15 protein-coding genes and 1 pseudogene are annotated in these 17,541 nt (G+C 65.9%); 8 read left to right on the top strand and 8 right to left on the bottom strand.

The genetic code is table 11. The features are described from left to right. The first annotated feature begins 18 nt into the window (after positions 1 to 18). Entirely contained in the window at positions 19 to 1,326 is a 1,308-nt protein-coding gene (locus tag CKW06_RS07990) for a polyhydroxyalkanoate depolymerase (protein ID WP_005408728.1), read from the top strand. Between the two features lie 109 nt (positions 1,327 to 1,435). Here CKW06_RS07990 and CKW06_RS07985 read toward each other — a convergent pair whose 3' ends face one another. Both CKW06_RS07985 and CKW06_RS07980 read right to left on the bottom strand, forming a co-directional pair. Beyond that, the gene (locus CKW06_RS07985) at positions 1,436 to 2,425 is read right to left on the bottom strand and encodes a sensor domain-containing protein (protein WP_024956309.1); all 990 of its coding nucleotides are present in this window, start codon (positions 2,423 to 2,425) and stop codon (positions 1,436 to 1,438) included. Then, complete coding sequence (locus CKW06_RS07980) at positions 2,422 to 2,787, bottom strand: PadR family transcriptional regulator (RefSeq protein ID WP_024956308.1); 366 nt, start codon at positions 2,785 to 2,787, stop codon at positions 2,422 to 2,424. The genes CKW06_RS07985 and CKW06_RS07980 overlap by 4 nt, the downstream gene beginning before the upstream one ends. 220 nt (positions 2,788 to 3,007) lie before the next feature. On the opposite strand from CKW06_RS07980, the gene CKW06_RS07975 reads away from it, so the two are divergent. The 3 genes and pseudogenes from CKW06_RS07975 to CKW06_RS07965 all read left to right on the top strand — a co-directional run bounded on the left by CKW06_RS07975 (position 3,008) and on the right by CKW06_RS07965 (position 5,862). After that, a complete protein-coding gene (locus CKW06_RS07975; protein ID WP_024956307.1) occupies positions 3,008 to 3,481 on the top strand; it encodes a hypothetical protein in 474 nt (157 codons plus the stop codon). Positions 3,482 to 3,611: 130 nt separating this feature from the next. After that, entirely contained in the window at positions 3,612 to 4,514 is a 903-nt protein-coding gene (locus tag CKW06_RS07970; protein WP_024956306.1) for a peptidylprolyl isomerase, read from the top strand. A 404-nt stretch (positions 4,515 to 4,918) separates the two neighbouring features. Then, positions 4,919 to 5,862: pseudogene (locus CKW06_RS07965) on the top strand (IS481-like element ISStma1 family transposase). A gap of 195 nt (positions 5,863 to 6,057) precedes the next feature. On the opposite strand, the gene CKW06_RS07960 reads toward CKW06_RS07965, so the two are convergent. Then, a complete protein-coding gene (locus CKW06_RS07960; RefSeq protein WP_024956265.1) occupies positions 6,058 to 6,930 on the bottom strand; it encodes a DMT family transporter in 873 nt (290 codons plus the stop codon). Positions 6,931 to 7,045: 115 nt separating this feature from the next. On the opposite strand from CKW06_RS07960, the gene CKW06_RS07955 reads away from it, so the two are divergent. Both CKW06_RS07955 and CKW06_RS07950 read left to right on the top strand, forming a co-directional pair. After that, the gene (locus CKW06_RS07955) at positions 7,046 to 7,990 is read left to right on the top strand and encodes a LysR substrate-binding domain-containing protein (protein ID WP_005408722.1); all 945 of its coding nucleotides are present in this window, start codon (positions 7,046 to 7,048) and stop codon (positions 7,988 to 7,990) included. A 68-nt stretch (positions 7,991 to 8,058) separates the two neighbouring features. After that, the gene (locus CKW06_RS07950; protein ID WP_005408721.1) at positions 8,059 to 8,352 is read left to right on the top strand and encodes a hypothetical protein; all 294 of its coding nucleotides are present in this window, start codon (positions 8,059 to 8,061) and stop codon (positions 8,350 to 8,352) included. A gap of 31 nt (positions 8,353 to 8,383) precedes the next feature. On the opposite strand, the gene CKW06_RS07945 is transcribed toward CKW06_RS07950, so the two are convergent. Together CKW06_RS07945 and CKW06_RS07940 are read right to left on the bottom strand one after the other, a co-directional pair. Then, positions 8,384 to 9,172, bottom strand: a complete 789-nt coding sequence (locus tag CKW06_RS07945; RefSeq protein WP_024956266.1) for a DUF4349 domain-containing protein — start codon at positions 9,170 to 9,172, stop codon at positions 8,384 to 8,386. A 23-nt stretch (positions 9,173 to 9,195) separates the two neighbouring features. Then, the gene (locus CKW06_RS07940) at positions 9,196 to 9,552 is read right to left on the bottom strand and encodes a GFA family protein (RefSeq protein ID WP_024956267.1); all 357 of its coding nucleotides are present in this window, start codon (positions 9,550 to 9,552) and stop codon (positions 9,196 to 9,198) included. Between the two features lie 112 nt (positions 9,553 to 9,664). On the opposite strand from CKW06_RS07940, the gene CKW06_RS07935 reads away from it, so the two are divergent. Further along, the gene (locus CKW06_RS07935) at positions 9,665 to 11,473 is read left to right on the top strand and encodes a DUF885 domain-containing protein (protein ID WP_024956268.1); all 1,809 of its coding nucleotides are present in this window, start codon (positions 9,665 to 9,667) and stop codon (positions 11,471 to 11,473) included. 145 nt (positions 11,474 to 11,618) lie between these two features. Next, on the top strand, positions 11,619 to 12,614 hold the full coding sequence (locus CKW06_RS07930) for a polysaccharide lyase (RefSeq protein ID WP_024956269.1): 996 nt from the start codon (positions 11,619 to 11,621) through the stop codon (positions 12,612 to 12,614). A gap of 9 nt (positions 12,615 to 12,623) precedes the next feature. Here the strand turns inward: CKW06_RS07930 and agp are convergent, their stop codons facing one another. From agp to CKW06_RS07915, 3 genes are all read right to left on the bottom strand, one after another. Continuing rightward, positions 12,624 to 13,847, bottom strand: coding sequence for a bifunctional glucose-1-phosphatase/inositol phosphatase (gene agp / locus CKW06_RS07925; protein WP_024956270.1), 1,224 nt, complete (start codon positions 13,845 to 13,847; stop codon positions 12,624 to 12,626). A gap of 67 nt (positions 13,848 to 13,914) precedes the next feature. Continuing rightward, positions 13,915 to 15,747, bottom strand: a complete 1,833-nt coding sequence (smrA, locus tag CKW06_RS07920; protein ID WP_024956271.1) for a multidrug efflux ABC transporter SmrA — start codon at positions 15,745 to 15,747, stop codon at positions 13,915 to 13,917. Positions 15,748 to 15,946: 199 nt separating this feature from the next. After that, a complete protein-coding gene (locus CKW06_RS07915; protein ID WP_012479596.1) occupies positions 15,947 to 17,506 on the bottom strand; it encodes a serine hydrolase in 1,560 nt (519 codons plus the stop codon). Positions 17,507 to 17,541 lie beyond the last annotated feature (35 nt).

Here is a 17,541-nt window from a genome sequence, read left to right as displayed (position 1 = left end):
CATACATATTCGGTCGTCATGCTCTATCAACTGCACGAACTGACCCGCAACCTGCTCGCCCCCTGGGTGCACCAGGCCCAGGCCAACGCCAGGTTCTTCGCCAACCAGGGCCACTGGTGGTCGCAGATGCCCGGCGCTGATCGTCTGGCGGCGGTCAATGAACTCTTCCACCGCATCGGCAAGGATTACGAGAAGCCCGAGTGGGGCATCAACGAAATCGACGTCGATGGCGAACGCGTGCCGATCGTCGTGCACGAGGAAGTAAGCAAGCCGTTCTGCAAGCTGCTGCGCTTCAAGCGCCACAGCAATGAAGCCGACCAGCTGCACACGATGCTCAACCAGCCGTTCGTGCTGGTCGTTGCGCCGCTGTCAGGCCACCATGCCACGCTGCTGCGTGATACCGTGCGCACGCTGCTGCGCGACCACCGCGTGTACGTCACCGACTGGGTGGATGCGCGCATGGTGCCGGCCAGCGAAGGCGAATTCGGCCTGGACGACTACATCGCCTACATCCAGGAATTCATCCGCCACCTCGGCGTGGAGCGCCTGCACGTGGTGAGCGTGTGCCAGCCGACCGTACCGGTGCTGGCCGCGGTTTCGTTGATGGCCAGCCGTGGCGAACCGACGCCGCGTACGCTGGTGATGATGGGTGGCCCGATCGATGCGCGATGCAGCCCGACCGCAGTGAACAACCTGGCCACGCAGAACCCGCTGTCGTGGTTCGAGAACAACGTCATCCACACCGTGCCGGCCAGCTATCCCGGCGCCGGTCGCCGCGTGTACCCGGGCTTCCTGCAGCACGCCGGCTTCCTGTCGATGAACCCGAGCCGCCACTTCAGTTCGCACTGGGATTTCTATACCGACCTGGTCAAGGGCGACCTGGAAGACGCCGACGCGCACCGTCGTTTCTACGACGAGTACAACGCGGTGCTCGACATGCCGGCCAGGTACTACCTGGATACGATCCGCGTGGTGTTCCAGGACTTCCTGTTGCCGCGTGGTGAGTGGGTGGTCAACGGCGAGAAGGTCGATCCGTCGGCGATCCGCGATACCGCGCTGCTGAGCATCGAGGGCGAGCTGGACGATATCGCCGGCCTCGGCCAGACCGAAGCCGCACAGGCGCTGTGCACCGGCATCACTGCGGACCGCCGTGAGCATTTCATCGTCGAAGGTGCCGGCCACTACGGCATCTTCAGCGGCCGTCGCTGGCGCGAAGTGGTGTACCCGAAGGTGCGCGACTTCTTCGCCGCGCATGCCGAAGCACCGGCGGCGAAGGCCACGAAGAAGAAGAGCAACGTCACCCCGTTGCGGCGAAAGGCGGGCTGATTCCCGGCAGGGGTCGGATCCCTTTCCAACGGAAAGGGCTCTGACCCCAGCATGATGGGATCCGGGGTCAGAGCCCTGTTCTGCGAACAGGGATCCGACCCCTGGCCTGTTACAACCGCACCAGCAGGTTCTTGGCGATCAGCCCGTGCAGCTTGCCGATGCCGCGTGCCAGATGCATCGTCAGCAGCAGCAGCAGCGCGCCCGCCGCAGCAACCGTGATCGCCACCAGCGGCGATGCAGCCATCGGCAGTACGTTCACGCCATCGACGTACACGCCCGGAATGTCGCCACTGAAGATCGCCGCGACCGGCGCCCAGATCAGGCTCAGCGACAGCGACAGCAGCGTCACCGCGAGGGTGAAGTAGATGACGCCCAGCGGCAGCATCAGCACGAAGTACAGCAGGGTCAGCCAGGTGCGGCCATCGGTGAACATGTCGCCGATGCGCTGCAGCCAGGTGCGGCTGCGATCGGTGTAACGCGGACGGCGCGGCATGCGTTCTCCCAGCAGCGCTTCCACCAGCCGCCCTTCCAGCAGCGCCAGCCCGCGCACCGAGCCGAAGAACAGCACGGTCAGCGGAATGCCCACGATCAGGATCAGCAGGCCCAGCGACAGCGACAGGCCGGTCACCACCCAGGTGAAGAAGAAGATGCCGGTGGCCAGCGACAGCAGCATGTAGAACAGCGCACCGTAGGTGTGCGGATCGGTCACCACACCGAAGAAGCGCGCCAGCAGCGAGCGCTGCACCGGCGCCGGCGGCGGTGCGGCCGGCTCGACGCCACTGGCTTCGGCCGCTGCGCGCAGCACCGGTGCGGTATCCGCACGCGGCGTGCGCAGCGCGCGGTTCACCGTCACTTCGGTCTCGCGATAGATCTCGGCCACTTCGTCCGGGGCGCCATAGCTGCCAGCGACGTCGGCGATCACCTCGGCCTCGCTGCGGCCGGGCTGCGCGGACAGTTCCGAGCGCAGGTATTCCTCGGCGTCGTACAGGGCGTCCTGCACCATCGCCGGGTCGGCGCCTTCCAGCGCCGCGCGCAGCTGCGCCAGGTACTGCGGGATGGTCGTGGGCAGGGCTCGGCCTGCCAGGCTCGGGTCGTTCATTGCGGTACCCCCTCCAACACGGAATCGACGGAATCGCGGGTGGCCTGCCAGGCCTGGCGCCACTGCGCCAGCACCTCGCGGCCACGTTCATTGATGCGGTAGTAGCGCCGCGGCGGACCGCTGCTGGACGGCTCCACGTGGCTTTCCAGCAGACCGGCAGCCTCCAGGTTGCGCAGCACCGGGTACAGCGCGCTCTGCTTGCCGCTCAGCACGCCCTCGCCCGCCCGCTCCAGCTCCTTGGCAATGAGGTAGCCGTACAGCGGCTCCCCGGCCCGGGCCAGCACCGCCAGCAGGGCCAGCGACACCGTTCCGGCGCTGAGCTCCTTCTGGAACTTCTTCAGCTGGACATCGTCCTCGGACATGACCGGCCCTCCACTACGTTGAAGTCCACAGTAGTGCGAAGTTCGGTATAGCGAATGTGTCGTTAGTCACTCTGCCGGTTGGCGAGGGTCGGCCGACCATCTGGCGGGCAGGCCCGTTGGCTTGCTTGCCCCTCTGCGAGCCGCGGCATACCGTCGGCTTCCAAGAACGCAGCGTCTGATCCAGCCTCTGCAAGCAAGATGATCCCGGGAATGCCCACTTATGACTGAGCTTCACTATTGCGACTTCTGGTTTTCTGCGAAGAAGTCCGCGCGAAACATAATCAGTGAATCCGAGGCCAAATCGAGACATGAGAGCCAGGCTCGCTACACGGTTCTCGTTGGCTCCCCCACCACGCCATCAGCGATCGTCGATGTGCTGTTGGACAAAGACATGATTGGCGTCGACTTTCTGGATGAACACCTAAGGAAGCGCCTGTCGTATCAGTTTCAGCAGGTGGCACCGGACAAGCTGTTCCTGAGCATGGTGGTGTACACGGAATTCACTGGAAAGAGCGACAACGTTGCTGAAGGAACCTGCTATATCTTCAACGAAGATGGTCGGCTCACCATAATCAAGGAAGCTTTTTCGCCCCATCATCTGGAAGAGTGTTCGACTACGCACGACCCAATAGGCAACTACGAGCCTGTTCCTGTCTTCGGCCATTACTCCGGTCTAATTGCAGAAGAAAGATAGACGTTGATGCCGGACCGATTGGATCGGCCAAGAGGCGGCGCGCAGGCTGACGGGATTGCCCTATATACCGCTTGGCGATGCAGTCCCTAGTCGCGCAGAATCGAAGCCTCGTTCATGTTCCGGGGATCCCATGCCGCACCGTCGCCGTCTTGCCCTGACCGCCCTCGCCCTGGCCTGCCTGCTGCCCTCGCTGGCCAGCGCGGCAACGCCCTACCGCAGCCCGCAGCAGATCCTTGATGCCTCCGCGGCCAGCGACTGGCGTACCCCGGACCCGGCCAACCTGCTGTACATGGACCTGCCGGCTGGACGGGTGATCATCGAGCTGGCGCCGCAGTTCGCCCCGCGCCATGTCGCCAACATCCAGACCTTCGCCCATGAGCACTTCTGGGACGGCACCAGCATCTACCGCTCACAGGACAACTTCGTGGTGCAGTTCGGCGATGCCGACGCCGATGACGCGGCCAAAGCCAGGCCGTTCGGCAGTGCCGCGCGCAAGCTGCCGGCCGAATTCGAACGTGCCAGCGCGGGCCTGAAGGTCAGCGTGCTGCCCGACCGCGATGGCTGGGCCGCGCAGACCGGTTTCGTCGATGGCTTCCCGGTGGGCCAGGACCCGCAGGCCGGCAAGACCTGGCTGGCGCACTGCTACGGCATGCTCGGTGCCGGCCGCAGCAACGAGGAAGACAGCAGCATCGGCGCCGAACTGTACGTGGTGACCGGCCAGTCGCCGCGCCAGCTGGACCGCAACATCACGCTGGTCGGTCGCGTGCTGAAGGGCATGGAACTGCTCAGCGCAACGCCGCGCGGACCGGCACCGATGGGCTTCTACACCGACCCGAAGCTGCGTACGCCGATCGTGTCGATCCGCCGTGCCAGCGACGTACCGACGGCAGAGCGCACGCCGATCCAGGTGCTGCGTACCGATTCGAAGACCTTTGCCGATACGGTGGAGGCACGGCGTAATCGCGTGGATGATTTCTACAAGCGTCCGGCGGGGCATATCGATCTCTGCAATATTCCGGTGCCGGTGCGGTAGGAGCCTGGCTTCCTGCACGTTGCGCGTGCTGAAGGTGCTTCACCGTTCATGGGCGTTACTTTTCTTTGTACGCAAAGAAAAGTAACCAAAAGAAACGTTCCGCCGGCCGCGAGCCGGTGCTACGCACCGGTGCCCTGCGCTCAAGGCGGATCCAAGATCAAAAGCAGAAGCGGTCGCTTCGCTCGCCGGGCCCGGCCCGGCACTACCAAGCATCGTCGTGCAGCTGTGGCTCTTGACCTTGGGTCCGCCTTGAGCGAGCCGAGCATCGCAGGGGAATCAGGGGTGAAGAGGTGCCGATGTCCTGTAGAGCCGACTGCTAGTTGTGATCTCTCTGTACGTTGTTCATCCGGGACATCTTTGGAAAATGGTGGTTACCACACCTCTCCAGACCCCAAAGAGCCCGGATGAACCACCATAAAAATGCCCGTTTGACCGTCCATAGTCGAGCACTTCTTATTCGCCGCATCCTCCACGAGGGCCTGCGCCCAGAGGAAGCAGCCCAAGCATGCGGCGTAAGTGTGCGTACGGCCTACAAATGGCTGGCCCGATTCCGCCAGTTCGGGGCACCGGGGCTGGAAAACCGCAGCTCACGGCCTCACCAGACGCCGCATGCCACACCTGCTCCGGTAATCGAGCAAATCAAGGAGCACGCCGTAAACGGCAGACCTACCTGACCATCTCCAAGGCGCTGGGGGTCGGCCACAGTACGATTTCAAGGCTGATGCGTGCCCACGGCCTCAATCGGCTGTGTCGGCTTGAACCGCCCAAGGAGGTCATCCGATACGAATACGATCAGCCCGGAGGGCTGCTGCACCTGGACATCAAGAAGCTGGGCAACTTCCAGCGGCCAGGGCACAGAACCGATGCCAAACGTCGGGGAAACGCCGCTGGCGGTGGCTGGGGCTACGTCCACGTGGCCATCGACGATCACTCCCGGGTCGCCTTCAGCAGCGTCCACCCCAACGAACAGGCCGAAACCGCCTGCCAGGCGCTGCTGGGCGCTCTGCAGTACTACGCCAGCCTGGGAATCACCTTCAAGCGGATCCTGACCGACAACGGTGCCTGCTATCGCTCCACCGCCTTTGCCAAACTGCTCAAATCCCTTGGCATCAAGCACATCAGAACCAAGCCCTACACGCCGCGGACCAATGGCAAAGCCGAGCGCTTCATCCAAACCAGCCTGCGCGAATGGGCCTACGCCCGCGAATACGCCTCCTCGGACCAGCGCAATTCCGTGCTGACCCAATGGCTGCACCACTACAACTGGCACCGCCCTCACATGGGGATCGGTGGCCAGCCACCTATTTCCAGAGTCCTGCTGAACAACGTGGTGGGTTTACACAGCTAGTCGGCTGCCTTGTGCACACCGTCCCCTGATTCACCGAGAAGCGCAGGGGACCGACGTGCGAAGCACGGCGGCTCGCGGCTCGGCGGCGTGTTTCTTTGGTTACTTTCTTTGCAAGAGCAAAGAAAGTGACACCTCTCCGCAGGCCTGGAAAAGAGCTGCCGGGCAGCGCCCGGCACTACCAGTGCGTCGGCGCGCTCAGCCCTTCTGGCTCACCGCCACGCTACCCAGAATCAACACACCCGCAATCAACATCTGCACCGTCACCGCCTCCCCCAGGAACAACCACGCAAACGCCGCGCCGAACAGCGGAATCAGGTAGGTCACCGTCGACGCCCGTGACGGGCCGATACGGCCGATCAGGCGGTAGAACATCAGGAACGCCAGCCCGGTGCAGGCCACGCCCAGTGCGATCGCCGCGCCCCACGCCTTCAGCGGAATCGCCGCCTGCGGCCAGTGGGTCACCGCCATCGGCAGCATCCACAGCGAGGCACACGACAGCGTTGCCGCCGCCGCGGCCGCCGACGGCAGGCCGGTCATGTGCCGCTTCACCAGGTTCACGCCCAGGCCGTACAGCAGCGAAGCCGCCGCACCGGCCAGCACCGCGGTGCCGATACTCAGGCCGGAAACCTTGGCGGTGGCCAGCACCACTACGCCAGCGAAGCCAACCAGCAAGGCACCGGCGCGGCGCAAGCCGATCTTCTCGCCGAAGAACAGGAAGGCGATCAGCGCGGCGAACAGCACGGTCATCGCATTGCAGATCGCGCCGATCGCCGCCGGCGCCTGTTCCGCTGCATAGGCGAACAGCACAAACGGCAACGCCGAGTTGATCAGGCCGATCGGTGCCAGCCACAGCCAGCGCCGCGGCGGGAACTGCGCGCGGGCGCGCCACAGGAACGGCAGCAGCACCAGCGCACCCAGCACCAGCCGCACTTCGACCAGCGCGAACGGGCCGAACGACGGCACCGCCACCCGCATGAACAGGAACGAGCAGCCCCAGATGGCGCCCAGCAGGGTCAATTCCAGCGGCGTGCGCCAATCGCGCTCGGCCGCCTGTGGGACCGCATTCATGCCTTGCCTCCGTACATCGTCAATTCCTCGCCAAGGCGGATAGGATCAGGCGCAGACGCCCGCCGCACAAGCGCGTAGTATCGCTGCCAGCCACAAATATGGTTTGAGGCTCGACATGCTGCTACGCCCTTCCCTGCTACCCGCACTGGCCGTGTTCGCGGTCGCCGCGCGCCACCAGAACTTCGCCCAGGCCGCGCAGGAGCTGCACCTGACCGCCAGCGCGGTCAGCCACCACGTGCGCCGCCTGGAAGAGGTGCTCGAGGTGCGCCTGTTCCTGCGCCACGCGCGTGGCGTGCGCCTGACCGCCGAGGGCCGGCAACTGGCCGACGCCGCCAGCGCCGCCTTCACCGATGTCGCGGCCGTCGCCCATCACCTGCAGCCGGATGCCGACAGCGTGCCGCTGCGGATCACCACGCTGCGCTCGCTGTCCTACTGCTGGCTGCTGCCACGGCTGCCGCGCTTCACCCAGGCCTACCCGCACATCCGCATCGAACTGCATACCGGCAGCGGGCTGGATCGCTATGACGACAACGGCCCGGAAGTGGGCATCCGCTACGGCCTGGGCCAATGGCCCGGCCTGCGTGCGCAGCACCTGATGGATGACTACCTGTTCCCGGTCGCCTCACCGGCACTGGCCGGCGTCGAAACGCTGGTCGATCCGGCGCGCATCGCCGACCTGCCGCTGCTCACCGACCTGTCGCCGCAGGGCTGGCGCGACTGGTTCCGCCACGCCGGCGTGCGCACGCCGTCGCCGCTGCCACCCATGCACACCTTCGCCGACAGCACCGATGCGATGCGTGCTGCGGTGTATGGCATGGGCGCGGTGCTGGCGCGCACCCACATCGCCCAGCCCTATCTGCAGCGCTACGAGGTGGTGCGCCTGCCCGGCCCGGCGCTGAAGGCGCGCTATGCGTATCACGTAGTGCATGCCGAAGGACAACCGCCCAGCCCGGCCGCGCGCCTGTTCATCGACTGGCTGCTGGAGCAGGCGCAGGACGAACGCACACCGATTCCCGCATTGCCGGACAGCCTGCTCGGGCGTCCGGCCACACGCGCCTGACTGCACCCTCACCCGTTCTTTGCCCGGCGCTGGCTAGGCTGCAGGCAACTCCACAACGTACCTACGCCATGGCCATGCTGCGACTGCGCATCACCGGAACTGAAGACGACGCCCGTGCCATCAGCGACCTGCTGCTCGGCCTGGAGGGCATCGAGCATGTCGAGGAAACCGACGATCTGATGCCGCACATGGACGACGACGATTCCAGCTCGGCCGGGCTGTCCGACGACATCGGCCCGGGCATCCATGAGCTGGAAGTGGAAGTCGGCAATGAAAGCACCGCGCAGAAGGTGCGCGACGCAGTGCAGGAACTGGCGCTGGAGCTGGATGTGTTCGTCGAGTACGAGACCGACGAGGGCTGATGCCGGCGGGCTGCCGGCATCAGCCTCCACCTCAGAGGTTGGGCGGCAGCTTGCGACGGCGGCGGCGCCACCATGCCCGCACACCCCAGGCCGCGATCAAGGCCAGCACCGCCACCGGCAGCAGCGCGGCAACGGCGCGGATCAGGAACGCAACGCTGCTGCTGAGGATGCTGCCCGACTCGCTCAGCGCCTCGCCGATCTCGCTGCGGCTGCGCTGGCCGGACGTGGTATCGAAATGGATCGTCACCAGCTGGGTATCGATGCGCCGGCGCTGCTGCGCGGCATCCTTGCTGGCCTGCTCGACACCCGCCTCGATCTCGGACAGCCGCGTGGTGATCGCCATCAGGTCCTCGATCTTCAGGTCCTTGCGGTCCTGGTAGGCCAGCAGCCGCGCGTGTTCCTTCTCCAGCCGCGCCTTGGTCAGCGCGGTGTCGGCCACGGCCTGCGCGAGGTCCTCGGCACGCGTGTTGCGCGACTGCAGCGTGCCGCCCTCACCGGCCAACGCGATCAACGGCTCGGTGCCCTTCGGTGCAATCCGCACCTTGACCTCGCCGCTGGGCTGCTCGCCGCTGCGCTGGTCTACCTGCAGCACCGCGCAGTCACCGAACTTCGCGCTCTGGCAGGCCTGTGCCACCTGCTGGATGCGCGGTGCGATCTGCGCCGCTTCCAGTTGCACCTGCACGTCGTGTTCGTAGGGGAGGAATGCGCCTTCCGGTGAAGCGATGGCAGCCTCGGCCGCCGTGGCGCCCGCATCCGCCGCCATGTCGCCCTGCTTGGCGCAGGCGCCCAGCGCCAGCAGCAGCACCGGCATTGCTGCCATGCACGTCCACGCGCGCACCGGCCTCACAGTGCGGCCCCGTCGTAGGAGGTCACCGCCAGCGTGGCCAGATCCACTGCAGGCACGCAGCGCACGTTCACCGCCACCATCGGCATACCGCTGCGTGGATCCACCGCCTCGCTGTAGGGGGCAATGCCGCATTCGCGGCAATGGTGATGGTCGATGTGGGCCTTGTTGAAGTGGTAGGTGGCCAGGTCCGCCGGATCGGTGCTCAGCTGGAACGCTTCGCGCGGGGCGAACCACAGCAGGCTGCCACGGCGGCGGCACATCGAGCAGTTGCAGTCGATGACGTCGCTGATCGGCGCCCCGGCCTGTACGGTGAATGCGATCCTGCCGCAATGGCAGCTTCCCTGGTATTCCATGTTCTGCGCTCCTTTGGAGGGTCCTTGTCTGCGCCCATGGTAATCCTATGGCACGGGGACAAAGCAGCCACGCGGCCCTATGCTCAGGGTTTGACCCCGTACAGGAACGCCGATGCGCCCGCATCTTCTTGCCCTCGCCCTGGTCGCCGCGCTGGCCGGTTGCCAGCCGGCCGACGCCCCGACCAACGCTTCCACCCCGGCCACCAGCCAGCAGGCCGGTGACGCGGCGGTCGATGCCGCCTTCGCCGACCTGTCCAAGCGCGCCCTGGACACCTGGATGCAGCTGTCGCCGGTCAGCGCTACCCAGATCGGTGACCACCGCTACGACAGCGAGCTGGACGACCTCAGTGCCGCCGGCCAGCAGAAGACCCTGGCCGCCTACAAGGCGCTGCTGGGCGAGCTGGACAAGATCGAGGTGGCCAAGCTGGGCCGCGAGAACCAGGTGGACGCAGCGATCCTGCGCAACCAGCTGCAGTCGGAAATATGGAACGCCGAAGTGCTGCAGTCCGGCAAGTGGGACCCGCAGCTGTACAACGGCATCGCCGGCAGCGCGATCTACGGCCTGATGGCGCGCGAGTTCGCGCCGCTCCCGGAGCGCCTGAAGTCGGCCACCGCGCGCATGGAAAAGCTGCCGGCGATCTTCGCCCAGGCCCGCGAGAACCTGGATCCGGCACGGGTGCCGAAGATCCACGCCGAAACGGTGGCCAAGCAGAACAAGGGCATCCTCAGCATCGTCGATACCTTCATCACCCCGCACATCGGTGAACTGCCGCAGGCCGACCAGCAGCGCCTGCAGGCCGCCATCGACGGCCTGAAGAAGGCGGTGGACGACCAGCAGACCTGGCTGGACAAGACCCTGGTGCCGAATGCCAAGGGCGACTTCCGCATCGGTGCGGAAAAGTACGACCAGAAGCTGAAGTTCGCGCTGAGCTCCTCGCTGTCGCGCCAGGAGATCGGTGAGCGTGCACGCGCTGAACTCAAGCGCGTGCGCGAAGACATGTACGGCATCGCGCAGACCGTGCTGAAGGACAAGCCGGGTGCGCCGGAGATGCCGGCCCAGCCGACCGACGAGCAGCAGCAGAAGGCCATTGAAGCTGCGCTGGAGCTGGCCTACGCCGACAAGCCGGCACGCGACAAGGTCGTCGACGATGCCAAGGCCGCACTGGAGCAGTCCACCGCGTTCGTGCGCGAGCACGATCTGATGACGCTGCCCGACGCGCCGGTGGACATCATCCTGATGCCGGAATTCCAGCGTGGCGTGGCCGTGGCCTACTGTGATTCACCGGGTCCGCTGGACAAGAACCTGAAGACCTTCTACGCCGTGTCGCCGATTCCGGACGACTGGAACGACAAGCAGGTCGACTCGTTCCTGCGTGAGTACAACTCGCGCATGATCCACCTGCTGAGCATCCACGAAGGCACCCCGGGCCACTACCTGGAAGGCTGGCATTCGGCCAAGTTCCCCTCCACCCTGCGTGCGGTGCTGCGTTCAGGCCTGTTCGCCGAAGGCTGGGCGGTCTACACCGAGCGCATGATGCAGGAGCAGGGCTACCTCAACAACGACCCGCTGTTCCACCTGGTGCAGCTGAAGTTCTACCTGCGCACGATCTCCAACGCGATCCTCGACCAGGGCGTGCACGTGGACAACTGGGATCGCGAGAAGGCAATGCACCTGATGACCCACGACGCGTTCCAGCAGGAAAGCGAAGCGGCGGGCAAGTGGGTGCGTGCACAGCTGACCTCGGCACAGCTACCGACCTACTTCGTCGGTGCGCAGGAACACTTCGACACCCGCAAGGCGGTGCAGGAGAAGCTGGGCGACAAGTTCAACCTGAAGGCGTACCACGACCAGGTACTGTCCTACGGCGCACCGCCGGTGCGTTTCGCACGCCAGCTGATGCTGGACCAGCCGATCGAGTGATCGGGGTGGTGTGAGTTGAAGCGGAGCGGCCCGGGGAAACCCGGGCCGATCTGTTTGTGGGGGATCGCCAGACCATCTCCGCATCACATGCCGGCAACATGGCCAGGCGCATCGTTCGCCGGATTCCCCCTTCCGCCGGTTTCCAATGTCTCTCCCCTTGCGCCTCGCCCTGCTGCCCACGCTGCTGGCCAGTGCGGGTGCCTTCGCCGCCTGCCCCGCGCCGCCGCCCGGCCAGCTGGACATCCGCGCGCTTGGCTACTACACCGACAAAGTCGGCTCGATCATCGACCCGGTACTGAACCAGCAGAACAAGGACGCCACTGCACCGCTGGACCGCTATGCCGCCGACGTGGCGCGCATGAGCGATGACTACCTGCGCAACGGTGACCCGGCAGCGGCACAGTGCACGCTGAGCTGGTTGGGTGCGTGGGCCGACGACGGCGCCATGCTCGGGCAGATGATCCGGGTCAACAACGATCAGTCGTTCTACATGCGGCAGTGGATGCTCGATGCGGTAGCCATGGCCTACCTGAAAGTGCATGACCAGGCCAACCCGCAGCAGCGTGCGCGTATCGATCCGTGGCTGCAGAAGCTGGCACGGGCCAATCTGGCGTACTGGGACAATCCGAAACGGCGCCGCAACAACCACTACTACTGGGGCGGGCTGGGCGTGCTGGCCACCGGACTGGCCACCGACGACGACGCCCTATGGCAGGCCGGCCACGCCGCGTTCCAGAAGGGCATCGATGACATCCAGGACGATGGCAGCCTGCCGCTGGAGATGGCCCGCGGGCAACGGGCCCTGCACTATCACGACTACGCATTGGCGCCACTGGTGATGATGGCCGAGCTGGCGCGGCTGCGCGGCCAGGACTGGTATGCCAGCAAGGACCATGCAATTGACCGCCTTGCCCGCCGCGTCATCGAAGGCAGCAAGGACCCTGCATGGTTCAACCAGCACACCGGCGTTGCCCAGTTGCCCCTGCAGGCCAGCGGCTGGGTCGAGTTCTACCGCCTGCGCTCACCTGACGGCGGCGTGTTCGACGCCGCGCATGCACGCGGCCCGTTCCACTCGCCACGGCTGGGCGGCGACCTTACGCTGATGGCCACGCATGGCATCGTGCGCACGCCGCTGCGTTAGCAGCGCGCCTCAGCGGGCTTTCGGATGCAGCAGGCGCTGGAACTCGGCGACGGTGCACCCCTGAGCCGCGCACCCCGGCACACGCAGCACGACGCGGCCCGGCGGCTGCGCGTTGGCCAGCGGCAGCGCATCGCGCAGCTGCGCGGTGGTCGGGTAGACGTAGGCCAGGCGGATCCGTTCCACCCCGCTGTGGCGATCACGCCAGCGTTCGAACTGCAGCAGGCCGCCGATCGGCGTCTTCTCGTACTGGCCCGGCAGGCTGTAGTCGCTGATTCCCAACGCCGCCAGCACCGAGCCGATGTTGGAATCGTGACCGACCAGCAGGGTCACCTTCGGCGACGCCGGGTCGTCGAACAACGCATTCACTCTTGTCAGCAGCGGAGCGGCCACATCACGCGCCACCTCGGGCGTTCCGAACAGGATGTCCTGGTAGCGGTTGCGGATCTGCGCCAGCGCCTGCCATTGCGCCTCGGTGGTCAACCGGCCCCAGCCTTCGCGGGGGATGCCACTGCCCTGGTAGTGCTCCATCAACAAGGCATCGACCATCCCGCTGGCCAGCGCCAGTGATCCGGACGCGCGAGGCTCCTTGCCCGGTTCCGTACTGAAGGTGGTATCGGCCAGCGCCAGATGGCAGTCGCTGTGCCCCTTGCATGCCGCCGACTGCGGATAGCGGGTGATCTCTTCCACCACGGACAGAGCCGGTGCAAGGTCCGCTGCGGCCAGCGCTCGCTGCATTGACTCCAGCGCGCGCGTGCGGAATGCCGCGTCGTCGCGGCGGATCACCGGATCGAACAACGGATCCATCGAGCCCAGCGGCATGCGCTGTTCGACCGAAACATGGCAGCCCGGGAAAGCACCGGCAACGAAGAACTGCGCGGTGGCCTGGGTGCGCTGCAGGCTGTTGGCGTACGCGTGGAAGTCATCCTCCTGCGGGCAACCCGACACCGGCAACAGCTGCGCCTGGCGCAGCCACTGGGCGATGTAGCGGCCCATGTAGACCTCCAGCACGCCTCCCTTGGTAGTCAGCTCGCCCGGTGCCACCTCCCAGCGCGGCCAGGTCTCGGGCGTCGCGTTGGCGAGCGCGCCGGAGGCTACCACCGGCGCGCGCAGGTTGTGACGGCTGAGCAGGACGACCTGCTCGAGCTGGTCGCCGTCCATGGGTGCCGGCGCAGCCGTGGCAACCGTGGCAACCAGGCTGAGTGCCAGCAACAGCGAGCGCAGGGGGCGGATCATGCAGGTCTCCGGAAACACGCTGGGGTCAGAGCCCTTTCCTGCGGAAAGGGATCCGACCCCGAAGCGATCATTGATCGGCAGCAACAAATCCACCGGTCTGTCGCGCCCACAACCGTGCGTACAGGCCACCGGCCGCAATCAGCTCGGCATGGGTGCCGGTCTCCACGATGCGTCCCTGGTCCATCACCACCAACCGGTCCATGCGCGCGATGGTCGACAGCCGGTGCGCGATCGCGATCACCGTCTTGCCGCCCATCAGCTCATCCAGACTGTCCTGGATCGCCGCTTCCACTTCCGAGTCCAGTGCCGAGGTTGCTTCGTCCAGCACCAGGATCGGAGCGTCCTTCAGCAGCACGCGGGCAATGGCGATGCGCTGGCGCTGGCCGCCGGAGAGTTTCACGCCACGCTCGCCGACATGCGCGTCGTAGCCGCGACGCCCCTGACCGTCCACCAGCGTGTCGATGAAGGCTTCGGCACGCGCCTTGACCACGGCAGCGCGCAACTGCTCATCGGTCGCGTCTGGACGGCCGTACAGCAGGTTGTCGCGGATCGAGCGATGCAGCAGCGAGGTGTCCTGGGTGACCACACCGATCTGCTGGCGCAGGCTTTCCTGGGTGACGTAGGCAATGTCCTGGCCGTCGATCAGGATGCGGCCGCTTTCCAGGTCGTACAGGCGCAGCAGCACATTGACCAGGGTCGACTTGCCGGCCCCCGAAGGACCGACCAGGCCGATCTTCTCGCCCGGCTTCACCACCAGGTCCAGGCCTGCGATCACGCCCCCCTTCTTGCCGTAGTGGAAGTGGATGTCCTGGAAATGCACGCCGCCACGGGTCACCTGCAACGGCACCGCATCCTCGCGGTCCTGCACGGTCAGCGGCTGGGCGATGGTGGTGATGCCATCCTGCACCGTGCCGATGTCCTCGAAGATGCCGTTGATGGTCCACATGATCCAGCCGGACATGTTGTGGATGCGGATCACCAGGCCGGTCGCCAGCGTGATCGCACCGACGGTGATGTGGCCGCCATTCCACAGCCACAGCGCCAGCCCACAGGTACCGGCGATCAGGAAACCGTTGACGATGGCGATGGTCAGGTCCATGCCGGTGGTCACCCGGGTCTGCGCGCGGTGCTTGACCGCCAGTTCCTGGATCGACTCGGCCACGTAAGCCTGCTCGCGCCCGCCATGGGCGAACAGCTTCAGCGTGGGAATGTTGGTGTAGCCATCGACGATGCGGCCCATCGCCTTGGAACGCGCTTCGGACGCAATCCAGGCCCGTTCCTTCGCGCGCGGCACGAAGTAGACCATGATCACCGCATAGGCCAGCAGCCACAGGATCAGCGGCACCATCAGCCGCCAGTCGGCCTGCGCGAACAGGTACAGCGCGGTGCCGGTATAGACCACGATGTACCAGAGCGAATCGACCATCTGCACCGCCGACTCGCGCAGCGAGGTACCGGTCTGCATCACCCGGTTGGCGACGCTGCCGGCGAAGTCGTTCTGGAAGAAGCTCAGGCTCTGCCGCACCACATAGTTGTGCATCAACCAGCGCGAGCGGTTGCTCAGGCCGGGCACGATGGCCTGGTTGACCAGCAGGTTGTGCAGGCCGACCAGGATCGGACGCGCGATGACCGTGATGAACAGCATCCAGCCCAGGTCGTTGGCATGGCGCTTGAAGAAGTCGGCACCGGGCTGCTCGGCAACCATGTCGACGATGCGGCCCAGGTAATCGAACATCGCCACTTCCACCAGCGCCAGCAGCAGGCCGGCGATGAGCGTGGCCAGCAGCACCGGCCACACCGGGCGCAGGTAGTGCAGGTAGAACGGCAGCACCTTGCGCGGAGGCATCCGCCCGTCCACGGGCGGGAACACCGGAATCAGGGATTCAAACCAACGGAACATCGCATTCCCTCGCCATCTTTAGCTGGCGGAGTATCCCATGCCGCATGTGTACGCCGGCCGACGATCGCTGCGGCTGCGGTCGTGCCGGCCGCTGGCCGGCACCCTTGCGACGCATCCGGGGATCATGAGGTTGCCGGCCAGCGGCCGGCACTACCCATCGGATTCGTCAAACGTCAGCGCCGGGCCACGCCCGGCGGCGTCATTTCACTGGGGTGAACAGCAGGTCCTGGAAATCGAAACTGAAATCGGTCAGGTCGGAAATCGGCTGCATGCGCACCTCGCGCACCTTGCCGTCCGGGTCCAGGCTGAAGTTCACGAACGCGTCGGCGTTGAGCGAACGGTCGTCCCAGCGCACGATGAAGGTGTCGTGCTGCCAGTGCTCCAGGCGTCCGCTCAGCTGCGCGGTCTTGGCAAAGCGCAGGCGCAGTCCCTTGCCCTCGGCACTGACCTGCATGTCGCCATACCAGCGGTCGCGGAACATGCCTGTGTAGCCGGCCAGCGCCAGCGACGGCCTGCTGCCCTTGTCGCGCGCGCTCTGGTGCTTGGCCCACGCCTCGTCGGCCTTGTCCTGTCCCTTGGCCACGGCCTTGGCATAGGCGTCCACCCAGTCATGCTTTTCACCGCCCAGGTAGGCATCGAGCACACTCAGGGTGATCGCATTGAACGCCGCGCCCACTTCCTGATTGGTCAGCACCACCACGCCCAGTTTCTCGCCCGGTACCAGGGTCAGCCGCGAAACCATGCCCGGCCAGCCACCGGTGTGCCAGACCAGCTTCTGCCCACGGTAGTCGCTCAGGCTCCAGCCTTCGCCATAGCCGGCGAAGTTGGCCCGCGCCGGTGCCAGCTCCGGCACGCTCGGCGCCGGGATCGACTGCGGCGTGATCATCCGCCACATCTGCTGCTGGCTCTTCTCGGAGAACAACGGCGTGCCGTCGGCCAGTTTGCCTTCGGCCAGCTGCACCTGCATCCAGCGCGCCATGTCGTGCGCGCTGGAATAGATGCCGCCGGCGCCGGCATTGTTCGACCAGGTCAGCGGCGCGACGGTGCGCAGGTCCTTGAAATCGTACTTGGCGTGGCCGACCGCGGCCTTGTCGCCCGGCTTCAGGTGATCGGCGTTGTAGCGCGTGCCGGCCATGCCCACCTTGTCGAAGATGCGGGTCTGCAGGAACTGCTGGTAACTCATGCCGGAAACATGCTCGATCACCTGCTGGGCGACCGCGTACAGGATGTTGTCGTACGCATAGCCCTCGCGGAATCCACCCTTCAGCGGCACCCTGCCCAGCCGTTCCACCACTTCGGCATTGCTGTAGGAGGTGGTCGGCCAGAACAACAGGTCACCGGCGCCCAGGCTCAGTCCGCTGCGATGCGACAGCAGGTCGCGGATGGTCATCTGGCCGGTCACGAACGGATCGGACATGCGGAACGACGGCAGGTGGTCGATCACCTTGTCGTCCATCTTCAGCTTGCCGTCCTCGGCCAGCAGGTTCAGCGAGGTGGCGGTGAACGCCTTGGTATTGGACGCAATGGCAAACAGCGTATCGGCCTGCACCGGTTCCGGCTTGCCCTGCTCGCGCACGCCCCAGCCGCGCTCCAGCACCACCTCGCCATCCTTGACCACCGCCACCGCAATACCGGGCACGTCGAACTGCGCGCGCACGCGCTCGACGGTTGCATCCAGCTCCTGCAGCTGCGCCGGGGTGGCAGCGCTCGCCATGGTCGTGCACGCCAGCAGCACGGCTCCTCCAATCCAGGGTTTCATCCAGCACGATCTCCGAACAGGGGTGGCGGCCATGT

Origin of the sequence: Stenotrophomonas maltophilia (assembly GCF_900186865.1) — a bacterium.
Classification (GTDB): domain Bacteria; phylum Pseudomonadota; class Gammaproteobacteria; order Xanthomonadales; family Xanthomonadaceae; genus Stenotrophomonas; species Stenotrophomonas maltophilia.
Note: the sequence above shows the minus strand (reverse complement) of the source record. Positions and strands in the feature narration are given on the sequence as shown.